We start from the raw sequence: 22685 nt of genomic DNA, 5'->3' as shown, positions 1-22685 counted from the left end.
GAATGTCTATTGCTGTCCGTCCTCCAGAGCTGGCAAACCATTTTCCTCTCCCCACTCGCACATCATATTTAATAATGGAATGAGAGAAAGGCCACGTTTAGATAGTGAATATTCAACTTTTGGAGGGATCTGGGGAAATTCCTTGCGTATGATAAGGCCATCTGCCTCTAGCTCTTTTAACATGATGCTTAGTGTTTTGAAGGAAATGGTACCGATACTTCGCTTCAGCTCGTTATGTCGCATAACCTTATTTTCAAAAAGCCAATATATAATGATCATTTTATATTTACCGCTTATTAAGGACAACGTATATCCAAAGCCAGTGTCTTTTAGGACCACGCCAGACGGAACACAGGGTTCACTCATAAATTACACTCTCCTTTAGGTAAGTATATAATATGAATGTGCATACTTTACAACTGATCATTATGCAATTTTAGTGAAAGGATGTAAAGTATGCTCGCTATAAAATGTTTCTGTATCTTTAAACGGAGTGATTCTAGAAACGGAGAGGAGCATCTTGACATCCTGGAAAGGCATTCACTATAATTCAGATAGAAATCGCTTCCACTCCTTTTTTTATTCATTTTGTGGAACCGGTTCCTTGAAAGATGTAGTTAAGTCCTATTCACTGTTTATGAATGTAATCTCTAAATAAGGTGGCATCGTTATGTTTAAATGGTTGAAAAAGAAGGCGGCTCCTCGTATTGAAGAATTCGACATGGTAGCACCAATCAAAGGAAAAGTGGTTTCCCTTGAAGAGGTTCCAGATCCTGCGTTCTCTACGAAGGCTATGGGGGAAGGCATCGCTATTCATCCGACTGAAGGTAAAGTGACTGCTCCTTTTACGGGTAAAGTCGTCCACGTGATGGAGAAAAGTAAGCATGCTCTGATCATTGAGCATGAATCTGGTGTACAAATTTTGATACATGTCGGGATTAATACAGTTTCCCTCAAAGGACAAGGGTTTAACCCTCACGTTCAAACAGGAGATAACATTAAAGCAGGGCAATTACTGATGGAGTTTGATCTAGACGCGATTCAACAGGGGGGATTGCCTGTAATTACTCCGGTAATCGTTCCAGACGGGCAAGAGATGATCAGCCATGTGGAAATCTTGGAAGGAACATCTGCCTCTTCAGAAGTACCCGTATTAAGAGTCCACTTAAAAGCCTAGTTCTCATTCAGAAAAGACTAACCAGGAATTCCTGGTTAGTCTTTTCTTTAGATGATTATCTGATCGGTCAAGGATCGGGTATGACCATGTAATCAAAAGCTAGGATTCACATATTTCAGATATCCGCTGATTACAATTGCCTTCGTACAGCCCTCCATGAAAGCAGATCACTTTTTTAATATCATAAGGCAGCAGGTTTTTAAGAGATTCTTTGGCCATATTGAAATCACAGCAGTATTGCGGGTCTGGAGCCAATAATTTGCTGCTTACTACGCGTAGGGCATCTCCTGCAATCAGGGTTTGACTGGATTTATGATAGAAACTTAGGTGTCCTGGTGTATGACCAGCAGTATCTATAACTACGATCCCCCCACAGAAGGACAATTCCTCTCCGGCAACGATGGTGGAGTTTACAATAGCCTTTGGGGGATTTTCAAGTGTACGCCGGAATGCATGTCTCCATTCTACCGGAACGGATTCGGGCATGGAGCTTACAGCTTGATCTATTGCTTCTGGAGTCAGCTTTATAAGCTGTTTTTCTCCTTGTATATAAGGCCTTTCGATAGAACTGGCTAATACTTGAACTGGGGATGAGGAAGCCCGGATTATATCTGTTAAACTGCCGATATGATCAAGATCCTGGTGTGTTATTAATATGGAGGTAAGTTTATGGATTGCTAATCCGGTGTCTAGAATAGCCTCATGTAAAAGTGAGAGTTGCCCGGGGTAAGTCGTATCGACTAAAATCATGTTATCTTCGTCCCACATTAAAGTGGGGTGAATACTCTCTATACTTCCCATGATGTTAGCAGAAACCTGGAGTATGTGTATTCCCTTGTCTAATTGCATCGAATCCCTCCCATAAGAGTTGATGTAATACAAAGGAATCGTATCATGAAATCCAAATATGTAAACCAATATTATAACATAAAAATAATTATTTGTAAATATGCAGAATTTTAAATTTGTGTGACAGTTAAGGAGTGATGACGTGAAGAAAATTTATTTTGTCAGACATGCCCAAGCAACCGGACAGGAACCAGATGCCCGACTCACCGATGAAGGTACCCGGCAAGCTGAGCAGTTGGCTGATTTTATGGAGAATGTAGGTGTGGAATATATTGTGTCCAGTCCATGGAAACGGGCCGTGCGAACCATTCAGCCCTTGGCTGAGCGTAGACAGTTGCAGGTATATACTGATCTACGTCTTCAGGAACGTGTATTAAGCGGTGAGCATCTGGATCATTGGCTGGACGTGCTGGAGCAGACGTATTTGGACGAGGACTTGAAGCTGGAGGGAGGAGAATCATCTCGTGAAGCAGCAGATCGAGGAATCCAGCTTGTCCAGGAGCTTATAGAGCGGGCGGAAAAAACGGTTATCATTGTAACTCATGGAGCTTTACTATCTCTTCTCATTCGACATTACGATCCGCAGTTTGGTTTTGAGGAGTGGAAAAAACTTTCGAATCCAGACATATATTTGCTAGAACTGAAAGAAGCAGAAGCCAAGATTCATAGAGTGTGGAATACGGGTTGAAATAAATAAAGCACGTTCACCATAAGTGCAGAATGGAATCGAAGAGGGAGGCGCATGTTGAATGCAAACCGTTTTTTTAGAATTAGAAAAGGCGTTGTTTCAAGCTTGGTCTTTGGAGTCTAGCTCTAAATGGATAGCAAATAATCCTGCGGCTGGACAATGTGGTGTCACAGCGCTTGTCGTTCAGGACAGGCTTGGCGGCGATATTTTGAGGACATGGCTGGATAGTGGTTGGCACTATTACAACCGCATTGGTGAGGACATTATAGATTTTACGAGGTCGCAATTTTCAATCCCTCCACAGTATCAGGATGTATACTCCAACCGGGAGGAGGCTTTTTCGGACACCAATGCAGAGCAGTATACAGCTTTAAGTCGGAGATTAAAGGAATTTCTGAACGAAGAAGAATAAGGGGATTTAAATCTGGATGCAGTCATAAAGACGTGATTTTTGAACCTGATCCAATGGAAGGTACTTTTTGTTGCCAAATATACGTTAAAGAGCTGAGTAATCAGTAAAATTTTTGAAGATAAAAGCTGTATTTACGTTATAAAATGAGCTATACTGAGGTAAGAATAGTAAAGGAGTCGTGCGCTAACACGACTCCAGTATACAACCACTGCTTAAAGAGCAGTCGGCAGTAGGGTCCAACAATAGACCGTTACCTTTGTGGGGGGCGGTCTATTTCTTTTTCATGTAGGTAAGCAATGTTTCTTTAGAAAAAAACTAATGCAGCCAATGGCCGGGAATGCTTAGAGAGGGGGGCAGTTTGGTTTTACAATTGCCCTTAGCCGAATTTAATTGCGCTTGTGTAAGGAAAATACTTCCTTCCAGATTAGCTCCACTTAAATCAGCGTCTCTAAAATCCGCACCGATAAGGTCGGTCATTCTCATATCGGCTTCTCGGAGGTCAGCAGCAATAAGTAAAACTCCTCTCAAATTGGCACCCCTAAGATTGGCGCCTCTCAAATTTGCCCCGATAAGGTCTCTACTCCTGATTTTTTTATTATATTTATTGCGCTCTAAGTTTTTCTTACCTTTTTCTCGTACTAACTCACTTGTTTGTAAAAGTAAATCATTGACTAACGCCCTATGGGTTGGTACATGAAGATTTATGAGGGATTTTGGATCTTGATCCGTAAGCTGCTCGGTTTTCGCCATAGCTTTTTGTAAGTCTGTATAGATGGGGTGAGTTTCTTTTAAGTTAAGGGCTTCATTTAGGTAATAAAGCATTTCATGAAGCTGTTGCATGATGGGAAATATACTGAACATTTCCTCAGCTATTGCGGGGTCGTCTCGCCAGCTTTTTCCGTTGTATGTAACTTGGGAAATTTTTTGACCTGCTCCAAAGCAATCATATACCGTACAGCCTCGCAAGCCGTTGTTTCTTAGATTCTTATGAATATCACAACGATAATCCGCATTTAGGTTTTGACAAGGAGTTCCTCCATCCTTATTAAAAGCAAAATCAGCTGATTTTGCATAAGGCAAGGCTACACAGCATAAACCAAAACATTGTTCACAATTTGCACTATACAATAAACACACATCCTTTTACTGGCACCTATTAAATATAATATTACCAAAAAAAGATGGAGCATGGTCTATTGTTTTTTCATAGACTTCTAGAGTCTGCTGGATCGTTTAGAGAAGAAATTTAGTCTTTTGCCAGGTTCAATTGCCATGAGACTCCGTATTTATCTTCAACCCACCCAAATTGTTGGCTTACGGGAGAGGCTTCAAGGGGCATTAGAACTCGGCCTTCCTGAGATAGCTGGTCAAACACGCTATGGATTTCTTCTTCCGAATCACAAGTGACGAATAGCGATAGAGCTGGGGTAAAAGGGTGTTTGTTGTGATGATTTTGGTCAATAGCCATAAAAGTCTGCCCTTTGAGGTTGAATACGGCATGTAACACGGTCCCATCTTCCTGATGAAAAATGCTCATAATACCAGACGGCTTAAATACAGAGGTATAATATTGCATGGCTTCTTCTGCTTGACCTGAGAACATGAAAAATGTTGTAATTTTTGGACTGGAATCTTGCATGAGATCAACTCCCTAGACTGGATCGTAGATGATAACATCTTTCCTCTTTTTTAATAGAAATATTCAACAGTGGAGAAGTGCTTTATGAAGACGTACACAGGTGAAAGGAGAGAAATAGGATGATGGACGCGACAGCAAGACTTATTGATATGTTCGGCTCAGGCAAGAAGCTGGACGCCAGCATCATTTCCGCCTATACGGATGTGGTAGCCCGATATGGGACCATGGAGGATGCGTGGGAGTTATACAGGCTTTTTGTAGAAGATCCCCATCATTATATCCGGGGGTTACTCCTCCAGCCGATCATGAGATGCGGGGATGTTACTTTGGCGCAGGATATGTACGAGCGTTACGTTCAAAATCGGGCATCCCCAGAACATATACCTGACGGTGTGCTGTATGTGCTAGGTTATTTGGGTTATGTGGAGGCTGCTGCTGATCTTGTCGCTTTGGTGAATGGGCCATATGGAGTTGCGTCTGTGGATGCCTGTTTGGGACTGGTACATCTTCCATGCGAACCGTATCGTGAACAACTGGCGGCTGAATTGGAAAAAGTGTTGGATCAGAATTTGTTTAATGAATTATTACCTCTGTTAAGCTTTAAATGCACTACTGAAGATATGATTCCGCGATTGGTACATTGGGGAGAGCAACATGCTTCCGTAGACTGTAATGCAGGAATTATTGCTGGAATAGCATTGTTTGGAGAAGGGCAGAAGGATACGATTCGCTCTATCCTGTGGAATCCGTTTTGGGAGGCTCATGGAACGGCTACAGGCAGTTGTGTGTGGTCTTATTTTGCTATGCAGCATGTAGGGCTAACCTTTAGGGAGCTCGTTCAGGATATAAAAAGCTACGATGCATCCAAAGAAGATGTACAGGCATTGGAATACCGTTTGGACGTGCTATATGAGATGTTGGAACTCAAGCTAAGCTATACAGCCCGACCGATCCGGTTCGCTCGCAGCAATGAGGAATCATTTGGTCAGCTATATAGCGATTTGTTTAGCTGGTCTAACGAACATCACGATGACTCTATTATAGGCTGGATGAATGAACAGTTGGGGGTTGAGCACCGACTGCTGGAACGGTATTATGAGCTAAGGAAACGAGTCGAGATTAAAATGGTGCATGAAATTGAGCTGGAGCATGTTCAGAAAGGGAGTTAATCGTAACAGGAAATAAGAATTTTTGATGTAAAAGGACGAAATAGCGGAGTTTGGCGGCGATATGGGGATTCGCCCAGTCCGCGGGCTGATGTCCCGCATAGGATACATCAGCCTAGAACACAAGGAGTGAAACACATGTCTTTACTGCCACAAGTTCCTTTCGGAACGCAACCGGGTACTCCGGGTCCATTCACGCCGTCAGGTCCTTCGATTCCACAATTTCCTGATATGCAGGATTCCTTCCCATCTCCGATAGGTCCGCCACCAGGCCCAGGGCCATTTTCGCCACAGCCGTTCTCACCGCCGCCGCAGGGGCCATTCGGTCCGCAAGGTGGGCAGCAAACTCAAGCACCAACTTCCCCACCACCGCAATTTACGCCACCGAAGCCGCTGGTTTCGGCGTATGCGGTTGACCCTGGAGCCATTTTCGGTTGTTTGTTCCGCAACACGTTTGTATGGCTGACGAACGGGGAGCGTTTCTGGATGTACCCTGTCTTTGTAGGCAGGACATCCGTAGCGGGTTTCCGGTGGAGTGGTCGTTTTTGGTTTTATTATGGTGTAGACACTAACCGTATTGAGTCGTTTAGCTGTTATTGGTAATAGCGTAGCTTTAGGGAAGAGCGGGGCTTAACGGGATGATGGCTGATGGCACTGGCAAGAGAGGTAAATAGGTAAATGAGGTAAGTGAAGCGAAAATAAAAAGACTGAGAGAGCGCTCATCGCGTTCTCCCAGTCTTTTTTTGCTATTAATCCATCCACCAACGCTTAAAATTGCCCCACCACGATTTCTTTTCGGCTTGTCGCTCCGCTTGGTCAGTTGGCGTTGCTGCCGGTGGGTTATTTTGCCCCGACAGCGTCTCCTTTGGCTCCGTGCCGCTGACGAATACCTCCAGCCGCTTGTCCGGGCTGTCCGGTGCAGCCAGCTTGCCGCTGGCCGGATCAATATAAGCGCTGACTACGCCGTCAGGGATAGGGAAGATTTTGGGCGGCACATTCTCCAGCGCTTTCTCCGTATATTGCGCAAAAATCGGAGCCGCCCGTCGGGCATCCTGTGTGCTGATGGCCTTGCCCTTGTCGTAGCCGACCCAGACAGCGGTGGACAGCTCGGGGGTAAAGCCGACCATCCACGCATCGGTGTTGGTCGTGCCGCTCTTGCCGGCGACCGGGCGCTTGATCAGCTTCGCGACCCGGTTGCCGGTGCCGCCTTCTTCAAACACGCCTTCCATGAGGCGTGTGAGGACGTAGGCGGAGGCGGGCTTCACCACCTGCACGGGCGCGGCTTGGGGCGCTTCGTACAGCGACCGCCCGGCCGCATCGGTGATGCGCAGCACTGCCACCGGAGCCACCTTTTGCCCGCCGCTGCCGATGACCGAGAAGGCCGAGGCCATCTCGAACGGGCTGACGGGCGACACGCCCAGCGCCAGCGAAGGTACGGGCTTGAGCTCGCTTGTAATGCCCATTTTGCTGGCGAGGTCCATGACCTTATCCGTTCCCACCTTCAAAATGGTGCTAACGGCATAGATATTATCGGACGCCGCAATTGCGCGCCGAAGATCTATTTCGCCCAAATATTTATCTCCAAAATTTTTGGGCTTATAGGTCTTGCGGTTGTTATCGTAGTGGAACAATGTCGGTCGGCTTTCGAACTTGGACGTACTCGTCAATTCGCCGGAATCCAGCGCGCTCAGATACATAATCGGCTTGAAAGCGGAGCCTGGCTGCCGGGTTGTGGCCAGCGCATGATTATATTGATTCCCGACATAGTTCGTTCCACCGACCATGGCCTTGACATGTCCGTTGCGCGGGTCCATGGAGATTAACGCGGTTTCCAGTCCGTTGCTGCTCTTCATGCCCTCGTTTACAGCCGCCTCGGCTGCTTGCTGCATGTGCATGTCCAGCGTGGTATAAATGCTCAGGCCACCATGCTCAAGCACCCCTTCGCTAATCCCAAGCTGATGAGTCGCCAGTTGGCGGATGTAATCGCGGAACCAGGGAGCGGCTTCCACTGTCCGGCGCTGGCTCTCGGGCCGCAGGGCCAGCATTTCCTCATAGGCCTTGGTGGCTTCGGCCGGAGTAATTTTGCCGGTGAGCGCCATGGAGTCCAGTACAATTTTCTGCCGATCCTTTGCATTTTTCATATGATTATACGGTGAATAGTAGGTCGGTCCTTTCGGAATACCTGCTAACAGGGCGCTTTCGGCCAAATCCAGATCCTTTGCGGATTTACCGAAATACATTTGCGAAGCCGCTTCAATGCCATAGGCGCCGTGACCATAGTAAATTTCGTTCAAATACATTTGCAGCAGCTCATTTTTGGTGTACTTCATTTCAAGCTGTGCGGTATAGATGGCCTCCTTGGCCTTGCGCGTCCACGTTTTCTCATGAGATAAGTACAGATTGCGTGCAAGCTGCTGAGTCAGCGTGCTGGCCCCTTGCGACATATCCCAGCGGGTCAGATTAACGATTACCGCCCGGCCCAGACCTTTGAAATCAAAGCCAAAATGATCGTAAAACTTCCGATCTTCCACAGCCAGGGTAGCTGCAATCAAATCGGGTGAAATGTGATCAAGCTGGACCGGAATGGATTCTTTGCCTCCAGCAGAGAAAGTGGCGATGACTTGTCCCTGACTATCTAGCAGACGTGAATTCCGATCCGTATCCGCGAGCGGAAGGCTGGTCGTGTACAAATAGGCGAGCAGGATGCAGGCGGCGATGACCGTCAGAATAGTGAGAGACATCAGTCCTTGAAAGCATCGAAGCCAAAGCGGTTTACGCTTGGGGGATTGCCCGGTCGTATCGGTCATCATGCCACCTCCTTCCATAGTTGATGTTCTCAGTATAGTCAATCCGAAAGCGTCTATTCATCAGATACACACACGTGTCTATTTTAAACAAGATTAAATCTCCAAATTGCTTTTGCAGTCCATTCAGGTATCACTTATAATGCAAAAAGTGTGAAATTCCAATGCGTTTGGTACAATAAATATAGCAAACTCGGCGTTTGCGTGTTGCTGATATAAGGAAAGTCAACGTTTATGCTACCGGATTGCCGGACACATACTTTGATCAGAAAGAAGGTTGGAATGATGGACTTGTGGTTTACGGAGAAGCAGACTCCCTCTTTCGGCATTACAGCAAAAATCAAACAAACCTACGTCTCTGAGAAAACAGATTTTCAGGATCTGGCTATGATCGAGACTGAGGAATTCGGCAATATGCTTGTTCTGGATGGCATGGTGATGACAACCGTTAAGGATGAATTTGTGTATCACGAAATGGTAGCACATCCGGCCTTGAATACACATCCGAATCCGAAAAAAGTTTTGGTTGTGGGCGGTGGCGATGGCGGCGTTATTCGTGAGGTTATCAAGCACCCTGAAGTGGAGAAGGCTGTATTGGTTGAGATCGACGGTAAGGTGATTGAATATTCCAAAAAATATTTGCCTGAAATCGCAGGAAAGCTGGACGAGCCTAATGTAGAAGTGCTGGTCAATGACGGATACATGCACATTATTGAACACAAAAATGAATACGACGTCATTATGGTCGATTCGACGGAGCCGGTAGGTCCGGCAGCCCCGCTGTTTGAGCGCGGGTTTTACCAAGGTATTTTTGAAGCGTTGAAGGAAGACGGCATTTTCGTTGCGCAAACGGATAATCCTTGGTTCAAGGCAGACCTGATTCAGAAGGTCAACAAAGATGTGAAGGAAATTTTCCCGATTGTGCGTGTGTATGGTGCGAACATTCCGACCTATCCGAGCGGTCTTTGGACATTCACGTTGGGTAGTAAGAAGTATGATCCGCTCGAAGTAGACGAGACCCGAATTCCAGAGATGGACACCCGATATTACAGTCCGCGTCTACACAAAGCGGCGTTTGTATTACCTAAATTTGTGGAAGATTTAACGAAGTAAACATTTTAAGAAGCGCCTTAGTGGTCTTTATTGCCTGTTTTTGGGTGAGAAAGAGCGCTATAGGCGCTTTTTTGTGTTGGATAAGATTTGGAAAAGGCTATGAAAGCATACTGGACACCGGATTTCCTTTTAAGATAAAAGAAGGAAATTTAAGGGTGTGCGTAGAATATACAAAAAACCAGACAATTAACAGATTTGTAATATCAACAAGGGAGGTTTGGTTATGGAAATACATAAATTGGCGATGTACCAAAGAGGGGGAAACTTTTTTGATCAGACGCTCTTTTTATTACCTGTGGGGGTCTCAGACGATCTCCAACGTAGCAGATATCATCTACATGTTGAGTGTAGTGGTATTGGTGTTCAGTTCAAGTAATTCCTTAATGACGACTATTTTAATCCCGTTGTTCCGATTGTCTGCCCAAGTGCTTAGTGGGCTCGTTGCACCGATCGTCCTCGGCCGATTTCGGCTGACGCGCGTGTTGCTATTTTCCCAGTTTGGGCAGTTTGTCATCTTTACGCTGCTGCTGCTTTATTTGTGGATCGTACCGGAGCAGAGGTCGTTTCTATTTATTTTTGTGATGGTGTTTGGTATGTCTTTTCTGGATGGCTGGACGAATCCTGCGCGTAATGCGCTTGTACCCCGTTTGGCTACGGGTGAAGGACTGATGCGGGCCAACGGCATGGTAGCGGTCAGTGATCAGGTGGTCAGGTGTGCAGGCTGGGCGTTGAGCGGAATTATTGTGGCTTGGCTGGGTTCCCTGAATACGCTTGTGATCGCATCCGGTTGTTATCTCGTAGCTGTAACTGTCACGTCCTTCGTCCGCGATCCACTGGATCAGAAGGAATTAAGTCTTGAAGCTTCGGATTCCTCAACAAATCTAGTAGAACCTGCAAAGGGAAAGGAAAAAGGCTCCCATTGGAAAGAGCTTGGGGAAGGCTGGAAAATCATTTGGCACAACCGTCGTATTCGTTCTCTGATGATCGTCGATAGTGTGGATAGTATTGGGGGTGTCTCCTGGCTCGGCGTATTTATTTTGGCGTACGTCAGTCAAGTGCTGCATCGGGATGCAAGCTGGTGGGGCTTTATGAATGCGTCCTTTTTCTCGGGCACGATCTTGGGTGGATTGATTGTCGTTGGCTTGGTCAAGCGATTGCAAAAGAACAGCTTTTTGTACATGCTCGGAGCGTTACTGGTGTATGTACTGATTACAATTGTATTTGCGCTGAATACAATCCCCGTTGCTGCACTTATTCTTTTTGCTGTATCAGGCTTACCTGTTCAAATGGCTGGTATCATTCGCCGTACCTTGCTGCAAACCAGTGCACCGGCAGCCCAGCTGCCCAAAGTGATGGCGGGAATTGATGTGCTTACAAATCTCGCTTTCGGCCTGTCCTTGTTATTCATGGGCTGGTATGCAGACCGTTTTGGTATGGTGCAGGTGTATTTGTTGGCTGCGATTATGACGACCATTGCTATCTTGATCGGCTGGTTGTATCGCAGGGATTTTCAGGAAAGTGAGCAAATGGACCATCCAACCGCTACGGGCGCTGGGATTTAAAATTGGGGTTCTCGTTAGGCGTGACATCATTCATTGGATGACTACATAATTAAATGCAGTTGTAAAAGTGAACGTGACGATTGGGGAGAATAAAAGCCTGCAATTCTCCTCAATTTTACAGGAACACCACTGGAATAACGTTGACGGTGGTGTTCCTTTTATAACTATTAAATTAATTGGTATATCTGTTGAGCAGTATGTGCCATTCCTAATATCAGGTCCGTTTGCTCGAGAGGTATGTTTTGACGGCAGGAGGAGTGTAATTTGTAAATTGCCGTAGGATTCCTTGCGGAGTAGTATCCGTAATTACCATCGCACGATATTTTTCCTGCATAAATTGTTCCTCAGCCATACGATCAAACAAGGAAATAAGAGGATCGTAATAATGGTTAATGTTTAAAAGACCGCATGGCTTTTCATGCAAGCCTAATTGCGCCCATGTGAAGATTTCAAAGTATTCTTCCATTGTACCTGGGCCACCTGGTAAAACAATGAATCCGTCCGCAATCTCTGCCATTTTAGATTTTCGTTCGTGCATGGAATCAACAATGATTAATTCGCTCAGGCCATTATGTGCAATTTCACGGCTTTGCAAAAAGTGAGGGAGCACACCGATGACGCAACCTCCTGCATGAAGTGCCGCGTCAGCCACTGCACCCATTAAACCAACACTTGCTCCTCCATAAACCAGGCTTATTTCCTGTTCGGCAAGTGCCTTGCCCAGAGCAACAGCATGCTCTCGATAAATCTCAGACGCTCCATTACTGGAACCGCAAAAAACAGCAATGCTTTTCATATGAGATTCTCCTTTATGTATATCTTTTTGCAAGTTTTTGCTGGTGTGTTCGAAATATATCCTCCAAGGTGATGTCATACTTGTTGGCGATCACGATGAGATTACCCAGTACGTCTCCAAGTTCTTCAGTTAAATGGTCCTTGTTCTCCTCGAATGAACCATCGATCTCATCAGGCCGGTCTCTGCCGATCTCCAGGGCGCGAATAGCTCTCGCAACCTCCCCGGTTTCCTCTGCCAGGAAACCAATTCGGACGAAGATATCCAAATCCGACCAGTGTCTCTCCTGATAATATTGCTTGACCCACTTTTGAAATTCATTAATATCCATATTCAGCCTCCCAACTGAAACCCATGCATAGGTGTTGGCTATACACAAACCATAAGGTATAGATGAAACAGAAACGTTTGTTCGTGTTTTATTATATAATATAAGAGGCGAATTTATCAAAGAAAAATTAAAAAGCCGTTTGCTTAAAAAGCAACCGACTTTTTAAAAGAACGTTGACCTTAATGATGCGACCGTATCCGGTCAGTCTTTTAAGCCGTAGTGAACTGGCTGTTATAGAGCGAGGCATAATGGCCGCCGCTGGCAAGCAGTCCCTCATGGGTACCGCTTTCGACGACATCGCCGTTTTTCATGTATAAAATCAAATCCGCTTCGCGGATGGTCGATAGTCTGTGGGCGATCACAAAGCTGGTGCGTCCGGCAATCATTTTCATAAATGCTTTTTGGATACGCGCTTCTGTCAGGGTGTCTATGCTGCTGGTCGCTTCATCCAGGATCAGCATAGGTGGATCGACCAGGATCACCCTCGCGATGGTAAGCAGCTGTTTTTGGCCTTGCGACAGGCTATCGCCCGATCCGCTGATGACCGTATCATAGCCATGAGGCAGTCGTTTGATGAAACTATGCGCATTGGCAGCTGTTGCAGCCGCGATGACTTCTTCGTCTGTAGCCTCCGGCTTCCCGTAAGCGATATTGTCCCGAATGGTCCCGCTGAACAGCCAAGTATCTTGAAGTACCATACCAAAGTTAGTCCGCAGGCTGTCCCGGCTCATGTCGTTGATATTCACCCCGTCGATGGATATCGAGCCACTGTCCACATCGTAAAACCGCATGAGCAGATTGACGAGTGTGGTTTTACCAGCTCCGGTCTGCCCGACAATGGCCACACGAGTGCCTGGCTTAACCTCCAAACTAAAGTTCGTAATGAGCGTACGTTCAGGATTATAGGAGAATTTGACATGATCAAAAAGAATCGTGCCTTTGCTGCGCTCCAGCTGTACGGCGTTCGATTTTTCCGGCTGCTCTGGCGGTGAGTCCAAAATAGCAAATATGCGCTGAGCAGAAGCCGTAGCTGCCTGGAACTGGGTCAGCACACCCGTAATTTCATTAAAGGGCTTGGCGAACAAGTTGGTATAAATCAGAAAGCTCGACAATCCGCCTACTGAGATCCCACCCAAAATGATGGAGATACAGCCAATCATGGCGGTGACTGAAAAAGTCATGTTGTTCACCAATCGGGTGGAGGGGTTGGACAATGATCCGTAAAACTGCGATTTCACCCCGGCTTGATACAATTGCTCGTTTCTGGCGGAAAATTCCTCAAGCGAGCGGTTTTCATAATGAAAAGCGGTAACTACCCGTTGTCCGCCGATCATTTCTTCGACGTAACCGTTCAGGCTTCCTAAAATTTTGGCCTGTTCGCGGAACATACGCTGCGACCTTGTAGTAATGAACCGTGCCACGCCATATGTGATCGGGGCAGACACCAATACGACCAACGTCATGATCGGACTGATATACAGCATGAGTACAATGGAGCCTATAATCGTAATAATCCCGGTAATCAATGTGGAAAAGCCTTGCAGCAATCCATCTGACACAGCATCCATATCGTTAACAAAACGGCTAATGCTGTCTCCTTGCGGAAGAGTGTCATGAAAGCTTAACGGAAGGATATTAAAATGATCAAATAACTCCCGCCGCATATCATTTACAGTCTGAAAAGCAATCCGGTTCGTCAAATACGTGAGCAGCCAGCTAAATAGACTGCCTACAACATATACAATGCCTAATCCAGCTAGAATCTGCGCAATACCTTTAAAATCCACTGCTCCCTTATCCACCATGTGGTCGATAGCTTGACCAATCATGTAGGGTCCGATCAGACTGGCAAGCACGCTGAGAAACGCACTGACGATGACCAAAAATGTTGTTTTTTTATATCGACCCACATAGGTTAACAATCTGCTCCAGGTTTCCTTGCCACTCATTGGTCTACCTCCTGCGTTGAGAGCTGGGAATGATTAATTTCCTGATACACATCTGAGCTGCTCATCAACTGTTCATGTGTGCCGATACCGACAATCCGCCCCTCATCAAACACAATTATTTTATCAGCATGCTGTACGCTGCTTACTCGTTGCGAGACCAGCAGGACGGTCATGCTGGTGCTATTTTCCCGTAGCGATTTACGGAGGGCGGCATCAGTAGCAAAATCAAGTGCGCTTGAGGAGTCATCCAAAATGAGAATTTGCGGATTGCCGACAATAGCTCTGGCAATGGTAAGTCGCTGCTTTTGTCCTCCCGACAGATTAAGCCCCCCTCGGGTGATCGGAGCATCGAATTTCTCCGGCAAGTTGGAAATGAACTCATCTGCTTGCGCGATTGCTGCGGCTTGAGCGACTTCCTCATCGGTGGCGTGTTCATGCCCCCAACGGATATTATCCGCTATAGTTCCAGTGAACAGCAGCGCCTTCTGAGGAACAATACCGATTTTCTGCCGCAATTGCTCAAGCTTATACTGCCGTACGTCAATGCCATCAACCTCTATACGACCTTCTACTACATCATAGAAGCGGGGAATGAGATTCACAAAGGTGGATTTCCCCGAACCTGTTCCTCCGATGATGCCGACCGTTTCACCGGGATAGATGTTTACCACTACATCGCTAAGCGCCAGTTGCCCTGTCGTATTGTATCCAAAGGAAACATGATCAAAAGAGATGGCTGGTACAGCGCCATGCTCAGTTGTTCCCTCCCTGTCTATAGGTGTAGAAGTAGCAGCAGTGTCGGAAATCGAAGCTTGCGTGTCTAGGACCTCCTGAATCCGTGCTGCTGAAGTGGCAGCCTTGGTGAACAAAATAATTAAATTGGTCACCACAATCAGAGCCAGTAAAATTTGCGTAATGTAATTAATAAAGGCAATAATCTCCCCTTGTGTAAGAGATCCATATTGGATATGGATGCCGCCGATCCACAGGATTGCAATAATAGCTCCGTTCACCACCAGCAAGGTGGCAGGGCTTAGCAAAGCAGAAATACGTCCGACACGAATAGCGGTCTGAGTCAGGTCATCTGAAGCAGTGTTGAATTTAACTCGTTCAGCTCCTCTTTTGGCAAATGCGCGTATGACCCGTACGCCTGTAAGATTTTCGCTTAGCACCAGGGCGATTTTATCCAATTTTTTCTGATACCGACGATACAGTGGTGAAGCCTTCGTAATGACCACATATAGGATCAAAGCCAGAACTGGTGTAGCCGCCAACAGCACCAAAGCCAGGCGGAAATCCAGAATCATTGACATGATAATAGCCCCGATACAAATAAAAGGGGCACGAATGACCAGACGAATCAGCATCGCTACAGCCGTTTGCAGTTGATTGACATCATTCGTAATCCGGTTGATGAGCGAGGGCGTACCAAACTTATCGAGATCAGCATAAGAAAACGATGAGATATGCTTAAACATCGTGTTACGCAGTGTAGTTCCGAATCCTTGAGAGGCACGGGCTGCATAAAACTGACACACTAATGAACTGCCAAAGCCCAGTATAGTCATGAGTAACATCAAAAGACCCATCTGCCAAACATAATGGGTGTCTCCTTTACCTACGCCATGATTGATCATTAAAGCAACCATAGTAGGTAGCAATAGTTCCAAGATGGCCTCAATCAATTTAAACAGAGGCCCAAGAAACGTTTCCTTTTTATAAGGTTTCAAAAAAACAGCAAATTTCAGCAAATAAACCATCACCTAACCTAAATAATGTATATAGCCTCATGCCGCAATAGCATAACTGAATTTGATTATGGCACATCCCCAACCATATGAATAATATTTAATATATATTAGAGGTATAGGTTTTACATATATCAGTACCGGAGGTCCATAAGGATGGAATTGAGACATCTCAAGTATTTTTTGGCGATCGCAGAGGCCGGACAGATTACAGCGGCAGCCAAAAAGCTGCAAATCGCGCAGCCTCCTTTAAGTCAGCAGCTCATGCAGCTAGAGGAAGAGCTTGGTGTAAAGCTCGTGCATCGAGGCTCACGAAGTATCCAGTTGACGGAGGCCGGCATCATTTTACAGAACAGGGCCAAGCAGATATTGGAGCTGACAGATGCCACCACGAGAGAAATAAACGATTTTGCCTTGGGGATGAAGGGGACGCTCACCATTGGAACGGTCTCCTCTTCCGGCGCAGCCCTGATGAAAGACAGGCTTTCCGAATTTCATAAAACCTATGCGGGTGTAAAATTCGAAATTCATGAGGGAAATACCTTCATGATTCTTGATCTTTTGAACAAAGGAATTGTAGAGGTCGGTATCGTCAGAACCCCTTTTAATACCACCGATTTAGGGTGCAGGTATGCGTCCTCCGAGCCGATGATAGCAGTGATGACAGAAGAACATGACTGGGACCCCGAACAGAAGACCATCCCGTTGTCTGATTTGAAAAACAGGCCGCTCATCGTATATCGCCGCTTTGAACAATTGATCCACGATACCTGTATGAAGCATGGCTTTGAGCCAAATTTCTTTTGCAAAAACGATGATGCCCGCACCACGCTTCACTGGGCTAATGAAGGACTGGGGATCGGTATGATTTCGCGGTCTGCGTTGTCACTCGGAAGCAATAACCAGTTAATCATTAAGGAAATTATGTGTGAAGAATTGCATACGCGTGTGGCAGCTGTCTGGCTGAAGGATAAATACATGTCTTCTCTAGCCTCTCGATTCATTGAAAGTTTTAGCCAAGCATCCGATGAAGCTGACTTAAGGTAGCTAAATTTTTTGGATGAAAGCATCTTTTTGTAAAAACTCATTTGAATTGCAATCGGGAACTGGATATAGTAGTACAGTAGGATAGCAATAGAATGGAGTTTGAATACATGCCACATAATGCAAAGGTCCGAATCCGTCTTCATAGTCATCATGACGGAGAAGATGTGGTACAGGAACTTCCCGGAGAAGCGATCGTGCGTGGGAAGCATCTATATATAAGGTACGATGAGCCGCAAGAAAGTCCTGAGGGCGGTACGACACGGAACACAGTCAAAATCGGACCGGATGAGCTAAAGCTGATTCGTCACGGTGAGGTACAATCAGAGCAGTCGTTTGCGCTGGGACGCAGGTTGCCTGGATTTTACCGCTCGCCTTATTTAAACCTGAACATGTCTGCGCATACGCAGAAGCTCGATATTCGGATGGATGGATTCACCGGACATGTGAGCTGGACCTATGATCTGTACGTATTTGAGGATTTCTCGGGGCATTTTGCCATCAGTTTGCATATACAGGAGGAGCAATAATCATGACAAGCAATCCACTGGAACTTATTAATCAAAAGGTGACCTCAGCAATTGAGGCGGCGGTGCTGGCTACCGGAATCGTGAGCCGCGAAGAGCTGCCGACCATTACGCTGGAGGTACCGAAGGACAAGTCACACGGTGATTTGGCCACCAACGCCGCGATGCAGCTCACTCGCATTGCGAAGAAGAACCCACGGCAAATTGCTGAAGATTTGATCGCGAATATGGATTTAGCTTCTGCTTCTATTGAAAGTGCGGAAATCGCTGGACCGGGCTTTATTAACTTCCGCCTGAACAAGAGCTACCTTTATGCTGTTATTGGACAGGTGCAGGAGCAGGGGGCAGATTACGGGCGTATACAGGAAGGTGCGGGCAAAAAGGTGCAAATCGAGTTTGTCAGCGCCAATCCGACGGGTAGCCTTCACTTAGGTCATGCACGTGGTGCAGCCGTAGGGGATGCTCTTTGCAACGTGCTTGATTTTGCTGGATACAAAGTAACTCGTGAATACTACATTAATGATGCGGGTAACCAGATTTACAACATGAGCCGTTCTATTGAAGCGCGTTATTTGCAGGAGCTGGGACAGCCTGCGGAGATGCCCGAGGATGGTTACCATGGTGAGGATATCATCGGGTTTGCCAAGGAACTGGTGGCCGAAAAGGGAGATTCTCTGTTGTCTATGGAACCGGGAGATCGCGCTGCTTATTTCCGTGACTACGGTCTGGAAAAGGAACTGAACAAGATCAAGCGCGATCTGGAACTGTTCCGTGTACCTTTTGACTCCTGGTTTAGCGAAACGTCGTTGTATGAAAACGGTGAAGTGCTTAAAGCGCTGAATGAGCTGCGTGACCGTGAGGAGATCTACGAGAAGGACGGAGCTACATGGCTGAATACGACCAAGTACGGCGACGATAAAGACCGCGTCTTGATCAAAAATGACGGTACATACACGTACCTGACCCCGGATATTGCTTACCATCGCGATAAATATGCTCGTGGGTATGACACGATCATCAACATTTGGGGAGCGGATCACCACGGCTACATTCCACGGATGAAGGCAGCAATGGAAGCACTGGGCAATGACCCGGATAAGCTTAAAGTGCTGATTGCCCAAATGGTCAGCTTGTTCCAAAATGGGGAAAAAGTAAAAATGTCCAAACGTACCGGCAAGGCCGTGACGATGGAAGATCTGATGGAAGAAGTGGGTGTAGACGCGATCCGTTACTTCTTCACTATGCGCAGCATGGATTCGCACCTGGATTTTGACATGGATTTGGCGATTTCTACCTCCAATGAGAATCCAGTATTCTACGTGCAATATGCGCACGCACGTGCATGCAGCGTATATCGTCAAGCCGAAGAGCAAGGTATTGCTGTGCTGCCGTTGGCAGAAGTTGACTTGTCCAAGCTGACGGCTGAGCATGAATACGATCTGTTACGCAAAATCGGCGAGCTGCCGGAAGAAGTATCGGTGGCGGCTGCAAACTTTGCACCACACCGTATGATTCGCTATGTCTACGAGCTGGCTTCATTGTTCCACAGCTACTACAAGGCAGAGCGCGTCATCACAGAGGATGCCGCTCAAACGCAGGCACGCTTGGCGTTGTTTGGTGCGGTGCGCACTACCATTGCCAACGTACTGAAGCTGGTGGGCGTGTCTGCACCGGAACGTATGTAAGCAAGCAACTTTAACATCATGACCTTGTAGTCATATAAATAATAATAAAAGGAACCGTTCGTATCACCCTCAACAGGGTGGCGCCTCGGTTCCTTTTTTATGTTGGATTAGCTTAGTAGCGTTCCAGTACCAAATTCGTTTTCAGGGAATCCGCGGGAACCAGCCATCCTTTGGATTGCAGCAGGTTCATCAGCTTGGTGCGGTTGCTGGCGGCAACACTGTAATCCGGGGTTTTGAAGGAGATTTCGATAATATTTTCTATACCTGATCCGTTTGCGCTGCGAATAGGCCATACTTCAACGTCGGCATCCAATCCCTGAAAGCTACCCTCGTATTTACTGACCTGTACAGGACCGCGTACTCTGGAGTTTGCCAAGGTTTGTTTACCCCAATTGCTGTTTTTCCAGTTTTGCAGCTTGCCCGGAAGATTATCCTGCAATTGCTTTAATGCTTGATCTGGGGAAGGCAGAGCCAATCCTTTGGAGGCGTTTGTTTTCTTATCATTGGAAAAGCTTAGTGTTTGCTTGCTGTATCCCCAATCCACCTCAGCCTCATAATTATCATCAGATGCGCTGAACCCTTCTTTATTCGCTTGGGTGAGCGCAGCGTCGATATTTTCGTTTGTGACCGTATAGCGCTTTTTGTAGGTTAATTCATAATTCTTTTTGTCCTCTTTTTTGCGAAATCTCACGTTCCAGCCCTCGTCATTCAATTGCAATGAATTTGTATCAAAATACTCGACGCTCAATCGTTGTGCATCTTCGCTAATTTGAAACTCGTTCACGATGCCACTTTTTAATGAGCCATCCGCATTGAGGACCTGAGCCGTATCCAGTAGCAGCTTCACCTCATAGCTTGGTGTGGCATTGGCGGCAGCTTGTACCGGCTCTGCTCCTTTCCATCCTGTTACGAGCAGCACTGCACTTAGAGTTACTACCGACATCAATTTGGTGATACGAAGGCCTGTTTTCATTTCATCCTCTCCTGTTCGTCCGAATAGGTTACACGCTACACTTTACGGGTGTATTGTCAGTCGTATGTCAAAGCAAGAGGGTACTCCGGTTAAAAAATTACATAATTTCTATATGACAGGTAAGATTTAATCTTGGTTCCATGAACAATATTCGGTGAATCTGTGAATGAGCGCCGAGCGATGGCGGTCTTTGTTGCTGACCATATAGATGTACCGCTCAACAGACTGCCCCGGAATAGGTCTTACAACCAGTAAGCCCCGCTCAACCTCTGACTGAACGGCAATGCGAGAGACAAAGGAGATGTGTTCTCCCAGCATAACCGCCTGTTTGATGGCTTCCAGTGAATCCAGCTCCAGATAGGAAGGAAGTCGCCGACTCCCACGCTCCAGCCATTTGTCGGTCACGTGGCGTGTGCTGGATTCCTTGCCATGTAATACGAAGGAGGAAGAAGCGATAAGCTCGGGTGTCAAATCGGTTTCGTTGGCGAGCGGATGAGTGGGTGAGCAGATGAGCATCAATTCATCTTCGCCCAAGGATTCGGAGAGTAGCGTTGGGGATTGAAACGGCTCTGCCGAAATGATGCCAAGGTCAATTTCGTGGCGAGCGAGCATGTCCTTGATCACGGGCGCTGTTTTCACGGACAAGGCGATGTGAATGCCCGGATGCTCACGGGCAAAGCGGTGCAGCACAGCAGGAAGCAGGTAGGTAGCGGGTACATAGCTTGCGCCAATACGTATACTTCCCCGCTGGAGCGTATCGAATTCGCGGACGACTCGCTCAGCTTCAGCAGCCAGTGCATTAATTTTAGTGGCATAGTGCAGCAGCGCATTTCCAGCATCCGTCAGGATGATTTTGCCCATACGTGTGTCAAACAGCTTTACTCCGAATTCACGCTCCAGATTTTTCATATGAAAAGTAACGGTGGGTTGCTTTAGGCCAAGAAGCTCGGCGACCGTGGTAATTTTATGGTGCTTATTCAGCAGCTCTACAATATGTAACTTTAGAAGACTTAAGTTCACTTAGAATGCCTCGCTTTCAGGTTAATCGAACAATCATGCCTACTTCTTTGGGGAGCAGCATCAATCCCCTCTATATAGATTAAATCTATGAGTGTTAACACAATTCATTGAAATAATTAATTTTGTTTTAACTTTCCAATAATACAGGTGGCGAATTCAAGTTTTACACTGGGGTCAGTCAGAAGAACAGGCAGGTAATGCGATGAATCAGGATCTATATATTCACGGATTAAGTAAAACCTTCAGCCAAATAACAGCGCTGCATGAGACGAATCTGGTAGTACGACGGGGCAAATTCACAACACTGCTCGGACCGTCCGGCTGTGGGAAAACAACGCTCTTGCGCTTGATTGCTGGTCTGGAGATACCGGATACTGGCACAATCACGATGGGAGAGGAAATTCTTTTTTCGGCAGAACGCAAAAAGGATATTCCCGCCCATCTCCGCCACTTTGGCATGGTCTTTCAGGATTTCGCGTTGTGGCCGCATATGACGGTGTTTGAAAATGTGGCCTTCGGCCTGCGTGCGGGCAAGCGTGGGAAAGGGTTCGCCAGCGCTCGAGACAAGGAACTGCGGACAGTGGTGCTGGAGGCGCTCGACATGGTCAGATTGTCAGGGATGGAGGATCGGTATCCTCATCAGCTGTCCGGTGGTCAGCAGCAGCGGGTTGCCTTTGCAAGAGCGGTTGCTATCCGGCCTCGACTTGTTTTGTTCGACGAGCCGCTCAGTGCGCTGGATGCGGTGCTACGGGAGGAGATGCGCATTGAGATGCTATCGCTTGTGCGCGATCTGGGGCTGACCGCCCTATATGTCACCCATGATCAGATCGAGGCTATGTCAATGTCTGATGAAGTAGTTGTTATGAAAAGTGGACATATTTTGCAGACCGGAACACCAGAGGTGATCTACGGTTGCCCGGCTCATCCAGAGGTGGCGAGGTTTATTGGCAAATCCAACTGGCTGGGGTCGGAACGGGCACTATTTCGTCCTGAACATGTCCGTTGGGAACAGGAGCAAGCGGATCAGCATGCTTTTACAGTAGAGATCCTGCATGTCAGCTATGTCGGCGATCGTTATGAAATTCGTATACTAGCCGAGAACGGCGAACAATGGACTGCATATCATTCCATCCGCTTGCCCATAGGTCAACAAATGCACATTTGGGTATCACCGCAACACATCCACCAACTTGAAGCATAGGGAA

22 protein-coding genes are annotated in these 22685 nt (G+C 46.7%); 11 read left to right on the top strand and 11 right to left on the bottom strand.

Going from position 1 to position 22685, the window contains the following annotated elements:
• Positions 1-6: 6 nt before the first annotated feature.
• The gene (locus tag MHB54_RS12460) at positions 7-366 is read right to left on the bottom strand and encodes a winged helix-turn-helix transcriptional regulator (protein WP_025723772.1); all 360 of its coding nucleotides are present in this window, start codon (positions 364-366) and stop codon (positions 7-9) included.
• Between the two features lie 304 nt (positions 367-670).
• On the opposite strand from MHB54_RS12460, the gene MHB54_RS12455 reads away from it, so the two are divergent.
• On the top strand, positions 671-1177 hold the full coding sequence (locus MHB54_RS12455; RefSeq protein ID WP_025723771.1) for a PTS sugar transporter subunit IIA: 507 nt from the start codon (positions 671-673) through the stop codon (positions 1175-1177).
• A gap of 99 nt (positions 1178-1276) precedes the next feature.
• On the opposite strand, the gene MHB54_RS12450 is transcribed toward MHB54_RS12455, so the two are convergent.
• Positions 1277-2026, bottom strand: a complete 750-nt coding sequence (locus tag MHB54_RS12450) for an MBL fold metallo-hydrolase (protein ID WP_264454309.1) — start codon at positions 2024-2026, stop codon at positions 1277-1279.
• Between the two features lie 142 nt (positions 2027-2168).
• Here MHB54_RS12450 and MHB54_RS12445 point away from each other — a divergent pair, with 142 nt between their 5' ends.
• Both MHB54_RS12445 and MHB54_RS12440 read left to right on the top strand, forming a co-directional pair.
• Positions 2169-2714: a histidine phosphatase family protein gene (locus tag MHB54_RS12445; protein ID WP_028542593.1), complete on the top strand. Its 546-nt coding sequence runs from the start codon at positions 2169-2171 to the stop codon at positions 2712-2714.
• A gap of 61 nt (positions 2715-2775) precedes the next feature.
• A complete protein-coding gene (locus tag MHB54_RS12440; RefSeq protein WP_028542592.1) occupies positions 2776-3126 on the top strand; it encodes a YunG family protein in 351 nt (116 codons plus the stop codon).
• Positions 3127-3441: 315 nt separating this feature from the next.
• Here MHB54_RS12440 and MHB54_RS12435 read toward each other — a convergent pair whose 3' ends face one another.
• Together MHB54_RS12435 and MHB54_RS12430 are read right to left on the bottom strand one after the other, a co-directional pair.
• Positions 3442-4254, bottom strand: a complete 813-nt coding sequence (locus MHB54_RS12435; RefSeq protein ID WP_053324349.1) for a pentapeptide repeat-containing protein — start codon at positions 4252-4254, stop codon at positions 3442-3444.
• A 118-nt stretch (positions 4255-4372) separates the two neighbouring features.
• Entirely contained in the window at positions 4373-4765 is a 393-nt protein-coding gene (locus MHB54_RS12430; RefSeq protein WP_160788742.1) for a VOC family protein, read from the bottom strand.
• Between the two features lie 119 nt (positions 4766-4884).
• Between MHB54_RS12430 and MHB54_RS12425 the strand changes: the two genes are divergently transcribed.
• On the top strand, positions 4885-5934 hold the full coding sequence (locus tag MHB54_RS12425) for a hypothetical protein (protein WP_264454307.1): 1050 nt from the start codon (positions 4885-4887) through the stop codon (positions 5932-5934).
• Between the two features lie 135 nt (positions 5935-6069).
• Positions 6070-6534: a hypothetical protein gene (locus tag MHB54_RS12420; RefSeq protein WP_028542587.1), complete on the top strand. Its 465-nt coding sequence runs from the start codon at positions 6070-6072 to the stop codon at positions 6532-6534.
• A gap of 146 nt (positions 6535-6680) precedes the next feature.
• Here MHB54_RS12420 and MHB54_RS12415 read toward each other — a convergent pair whose 3' ends face one another.
• Positions 6681-8738 (bottom strand): transglycosylase domain-containing protein, encoded by a 2058-nt coding sequence (locus tag MHB54_RS12415; protein ID WP_264454795.1) that lies wholly within the window; start codon positions 8736-8738, stop codon positions 6681-6683.
• 282 nt (positions 8739-9020) lie between these two features.
• Here MHB54_RS12415 and speE point away from each other — a divergent pair, with 282 nt between their 5' ends.
• On the top strand, positions 9021-9848 hold the full coding sequence (gene speE / locus MHB54_RS12410) for a polyamine aminopropyltransferase (protein ID WP_053324352.1): 828 nt from the start codon (positions 9021-9023) through the stop codon (positions 9846-9848).
• A 269-nt stretch (positions 9849-10117) separates the two neighbouring features.
• Positions 10118-11410 (top strand): MFS transporter, encoded by a 1293-nt coding sequence (locus MHB54_RS12405; RefSeq protein WP_053324353.1) that lies wholly within the window; start codon positions 10118-10120, stop codon positions 11408-11410.
• Between the two features lie 214 nt (positions 11411-11624).
• On the opposite strand, the gene MHB54_RS12400 is transcribed toward MHB54_RS12405, so the two are convergent.
• The 4 genes from MHB54_RS12400 to MHB54_RS12385 form a co-directional block, all read right to left on the bottom strand.
• The gene (locus MHB54_RS12400; protein WP_076265412.1) at positions 11625-12206 is read right to left on the bottom strand and encodes an LOG family protein; all 582 of its coding nucleotides are present in this window, start codon (positions 12204-12206) and stop codon (positions 11625-11627) included.
• A 13-nt stretch (positions 12207-12219) separates the two neighbouring features.
• On the bottom strand, positions 12220-12534 hold the full coding sequence (locus tag MHB54_RS12395) for a MazG nucleotide pyrophosphohydrolase domain-containing protein (protein WP_076295925.1): 315 nt from the start codon (positions 12532-12534) through the stop codon (positions 12220-12222).
• A gap of 209 nt (positions 12535-12743) precedes the next feature.
• Positions 12744-14483 (bottom strand): ABC transporter ATP-binding protein, encoded by a 1740-nt coding sequence (locus MHB54_RS12390; protein WP_264454306.1) that lies wholly within the window; start codon positions 14481-14483, stop codon positions 12744-12746.
• On the bottom strand, positions 14480-16234 hold the full coding sequence (locus MHB54_RS12385; protein WP_254349276.1) for an ABC transporter ATP-binding protein: 1755 nt from the start codon (positions 16232-16234) through the stop codon (positions 14480-14482). The genes MHB54_RS12390 and MHB54_RS12385 overlap by 4 nt, the downstream gene beginning before the upstream one ends.
• Before the next feature lie 153 nt (positions 16235-16387).
• Between MHB54_RS12385 and MHB54_RS12380 the strand changes: the two genes are divergently transcribed.
• The 3 genes from MHB54_RS12380 to argS all read left to right on the top strand — a co-directional run bounded on the left by MHB54_RS12380 (position 16388) and on the right by argS (position 19487).
• A complete protein-coding gene (locus MHB54_RS12380; protein ID WP_053324358.1) occupies positions 16388-17278 on the top strand; it encodes a LysR family transcriptional regulator in 891 nt (296 codons plus the stop codon).
• Positions 17279-17370: 92 nt separating this feature from the next.
• Positions 17371-17805 carry a DUF1934 domain-containing protein gene (locus MHB54_RS12375; RefSeq protein WP_013308207.1) on the top strand — a complete coding sequence of 145 codons (435 nt, stop codon included), beginning with the start codon at positions 17371-17373 and terminating at the stop codon, positions 17803-17805.
• A 2-nt stretch (positions 17806-17807) separates the two neighbouring features.
• Entirely contained in the window at positions 17808-19487 is a 1680-nt protein-coding gene (gene argS / locus MHB54_RS12370) for an arginine--tRNA ligase (protein ID WP_028542578.1), read from the top strand.
• A 112-nt stretch (positions 19488-19599) separates the two neighbouring features.
• Here argS and MHB54_RS12365 read toward each other — a convergent pair whose 3' ends face one another.
• Both MHB54_RS12365 and MHB54_RS12360 read right to left on the bottom strand, forming a co-directional pair.
• Complete coding sequence (locus tag MHB54_RS12365) at positions 19600-20460, bottom strand: hypothetical protein (protein WP_264454305.1); 861 nt, start codon at positions 20458-20460, stop codon at positions 19600-19602.
• Positions 20461-20586: 126 nt separating this feature from the next.
• Complete coding sequence (locus tag MHB54_RS12360) at positions 20587-21480, bottom strand: LysR family transcriptional regulator (RefSeq protein ID WP_075153535.1); 894 nt, start codon at positions 21478-21480, stop codon at positions 20587-20589.
• A gap of 202 nt (positions 21481-21682) precedes the next feature.
• Between MHB54_RS12360 and MHB54_RS12355 the strand changes: the two genes are divergently transcribed.
• Entirely contained in the window at positions 21683-22681 is a 999-nt protein-coding gene (locus MHB54_RS12355; RefSeq protein WP_069080580.1) for an ABC transporter ATP-binding protein, read from the top strand.
• Positions 22682-22685: the final 4 nt, after the last annotated feature.

The sequence above is a fragment of the Paenibacillus sp. FSL M7-0802 genome (genome assembly GCF_038004945.1).
GTDB lineage: Bacteria > Bacillota > Bacilli > Paenibacillales > Paenibacillaceae > Paenibacillus > Paenibacillus polymyxa_B.
This window is presented reverse-complemented; position numbering and strand designations above follow the sequence as displayed.

Excerpts from the sequence above, each read along its gene's own strand:
- MHB54_RS12420 (WP_028542587.1), top strand. The coding sequence starts at position 6,070 with ATGTCTTTACTGCCACAAGTTCCTTTCGGAACGCAACCGGGTACTCCG.
- MHB54_RS12390 (WP_264454306.1), bottom strand. The coding sequence starts at position 14,483 with ATGAGTGGCAAGGAAACCTGGAGCAGATTGTTAACCTATGTGGGTCGA.
- argS (WP_028542578.1), top strand. The coding sequence starts at position 17,808 with ATGACAAGCAATCCACTGGAACTTATTAATCAAAAGGTGACCTCAGCA.
- MHB54_RS12450 (WP_264454309.1), bottom strand. The coding sequence starts at position 2,026 with ATGCAATTAGACAAGGGAATACACATACTCCAGGTTTCTGCTAACATC.
- MHB54_RS12440 (WP_028542592.1), top strand. The coding sequence starts at position 2,776 with ATGCAAACCGTTTTTTTAGAATTAGAAAAGGCGTTGTTTCAAGCTTGG.
- MHB54_RS12430 (WP_160788742.1), bottom strand. The coding sequence starts at position 4,765 with ATGCAAGATTCCAGTCCAAAAATTACAACATTTTTCATGTTCTCAGGT.
- MHB54_RS12400 (WP_076265412.1), bottom strand. The coding sequence starts at position 12,206 with ATGAAAAGCATTGCTGTTTTTTGCGGTTCCAGTAATGGAGCGTCTGAG.
- MHB54_RS12365 (WP_264454305.1), bottom strand. The coding sequence starts at position 20,460 with ATGAAAACAGGCCTTCGTATCACCAAATTGATGTCGGTAGTAACTCTA.
- MHB54_RS12375 (WP_013308207.1), top strand. The coding sequence starts at position 17,371 with ATGGAGTTTGAATACATGCCACATAATGCAAAGGTCCGAATCCGTCTT.
- MHB54_RS12395 (WP_076295925.1), bottom strand. The coding sequence starts at position 12,534 with ATGGATATTAATGAATTTCAAAAGTGGGTCAAGCAATATTATCAGGAG.
- MHB54_RS12425 (WP_264454307.1), top strand. The coding sequence starts at position 4,885 with ATGATGGACGCGACAGCAAGACTTATTGATATGTTCGGCTCAGGCAAG.
- MHB54_RS12355 (WP_069080580.1), top strand. The coding sequence starts at position 21,683 with ATGAATCAGGATCTATATATTCACGGATTAAGTAAAACCTTCAGCCAA.
- MHB54_RS12455 (WP_025723771.1), top strand. The coding sequence starts at position 671 with ATGTTTAAATGGTTGAAAAAGAAGGCGGCTCCTCGTATTGAAGAATTC.
- MHB54_RS12415 (WP_264454795.1), bottom strand. The coding sequence starts at position 8,738 with ATGACCGATACGACCGGGCAATCCCCCAAGCGTAAACCGCTTTGGCTT.
- speE (WP_053324352.1), top strand. The coding sequence starts at position 9,021 with ATGGACTTGTGGTTTACGGAGAAGCAGACTCCCTCTTTCGGCATTACA.
- MHB54_RS12380 (WP_053324358.1), top strand. The coding sequence starts at position 16,388 with ATGGAATTGAGACATCTCAAGTATTTTTTGGCGATCGCAGAGGCCGGA.
- MHB54_RS12460 (WP_025723772.1), bottom strand. The coding sequence starts at position 366 with ATGAGTGAACCCTGTGTTCCGTCTGGCGTGGTCCTAAAAGACACTGGC.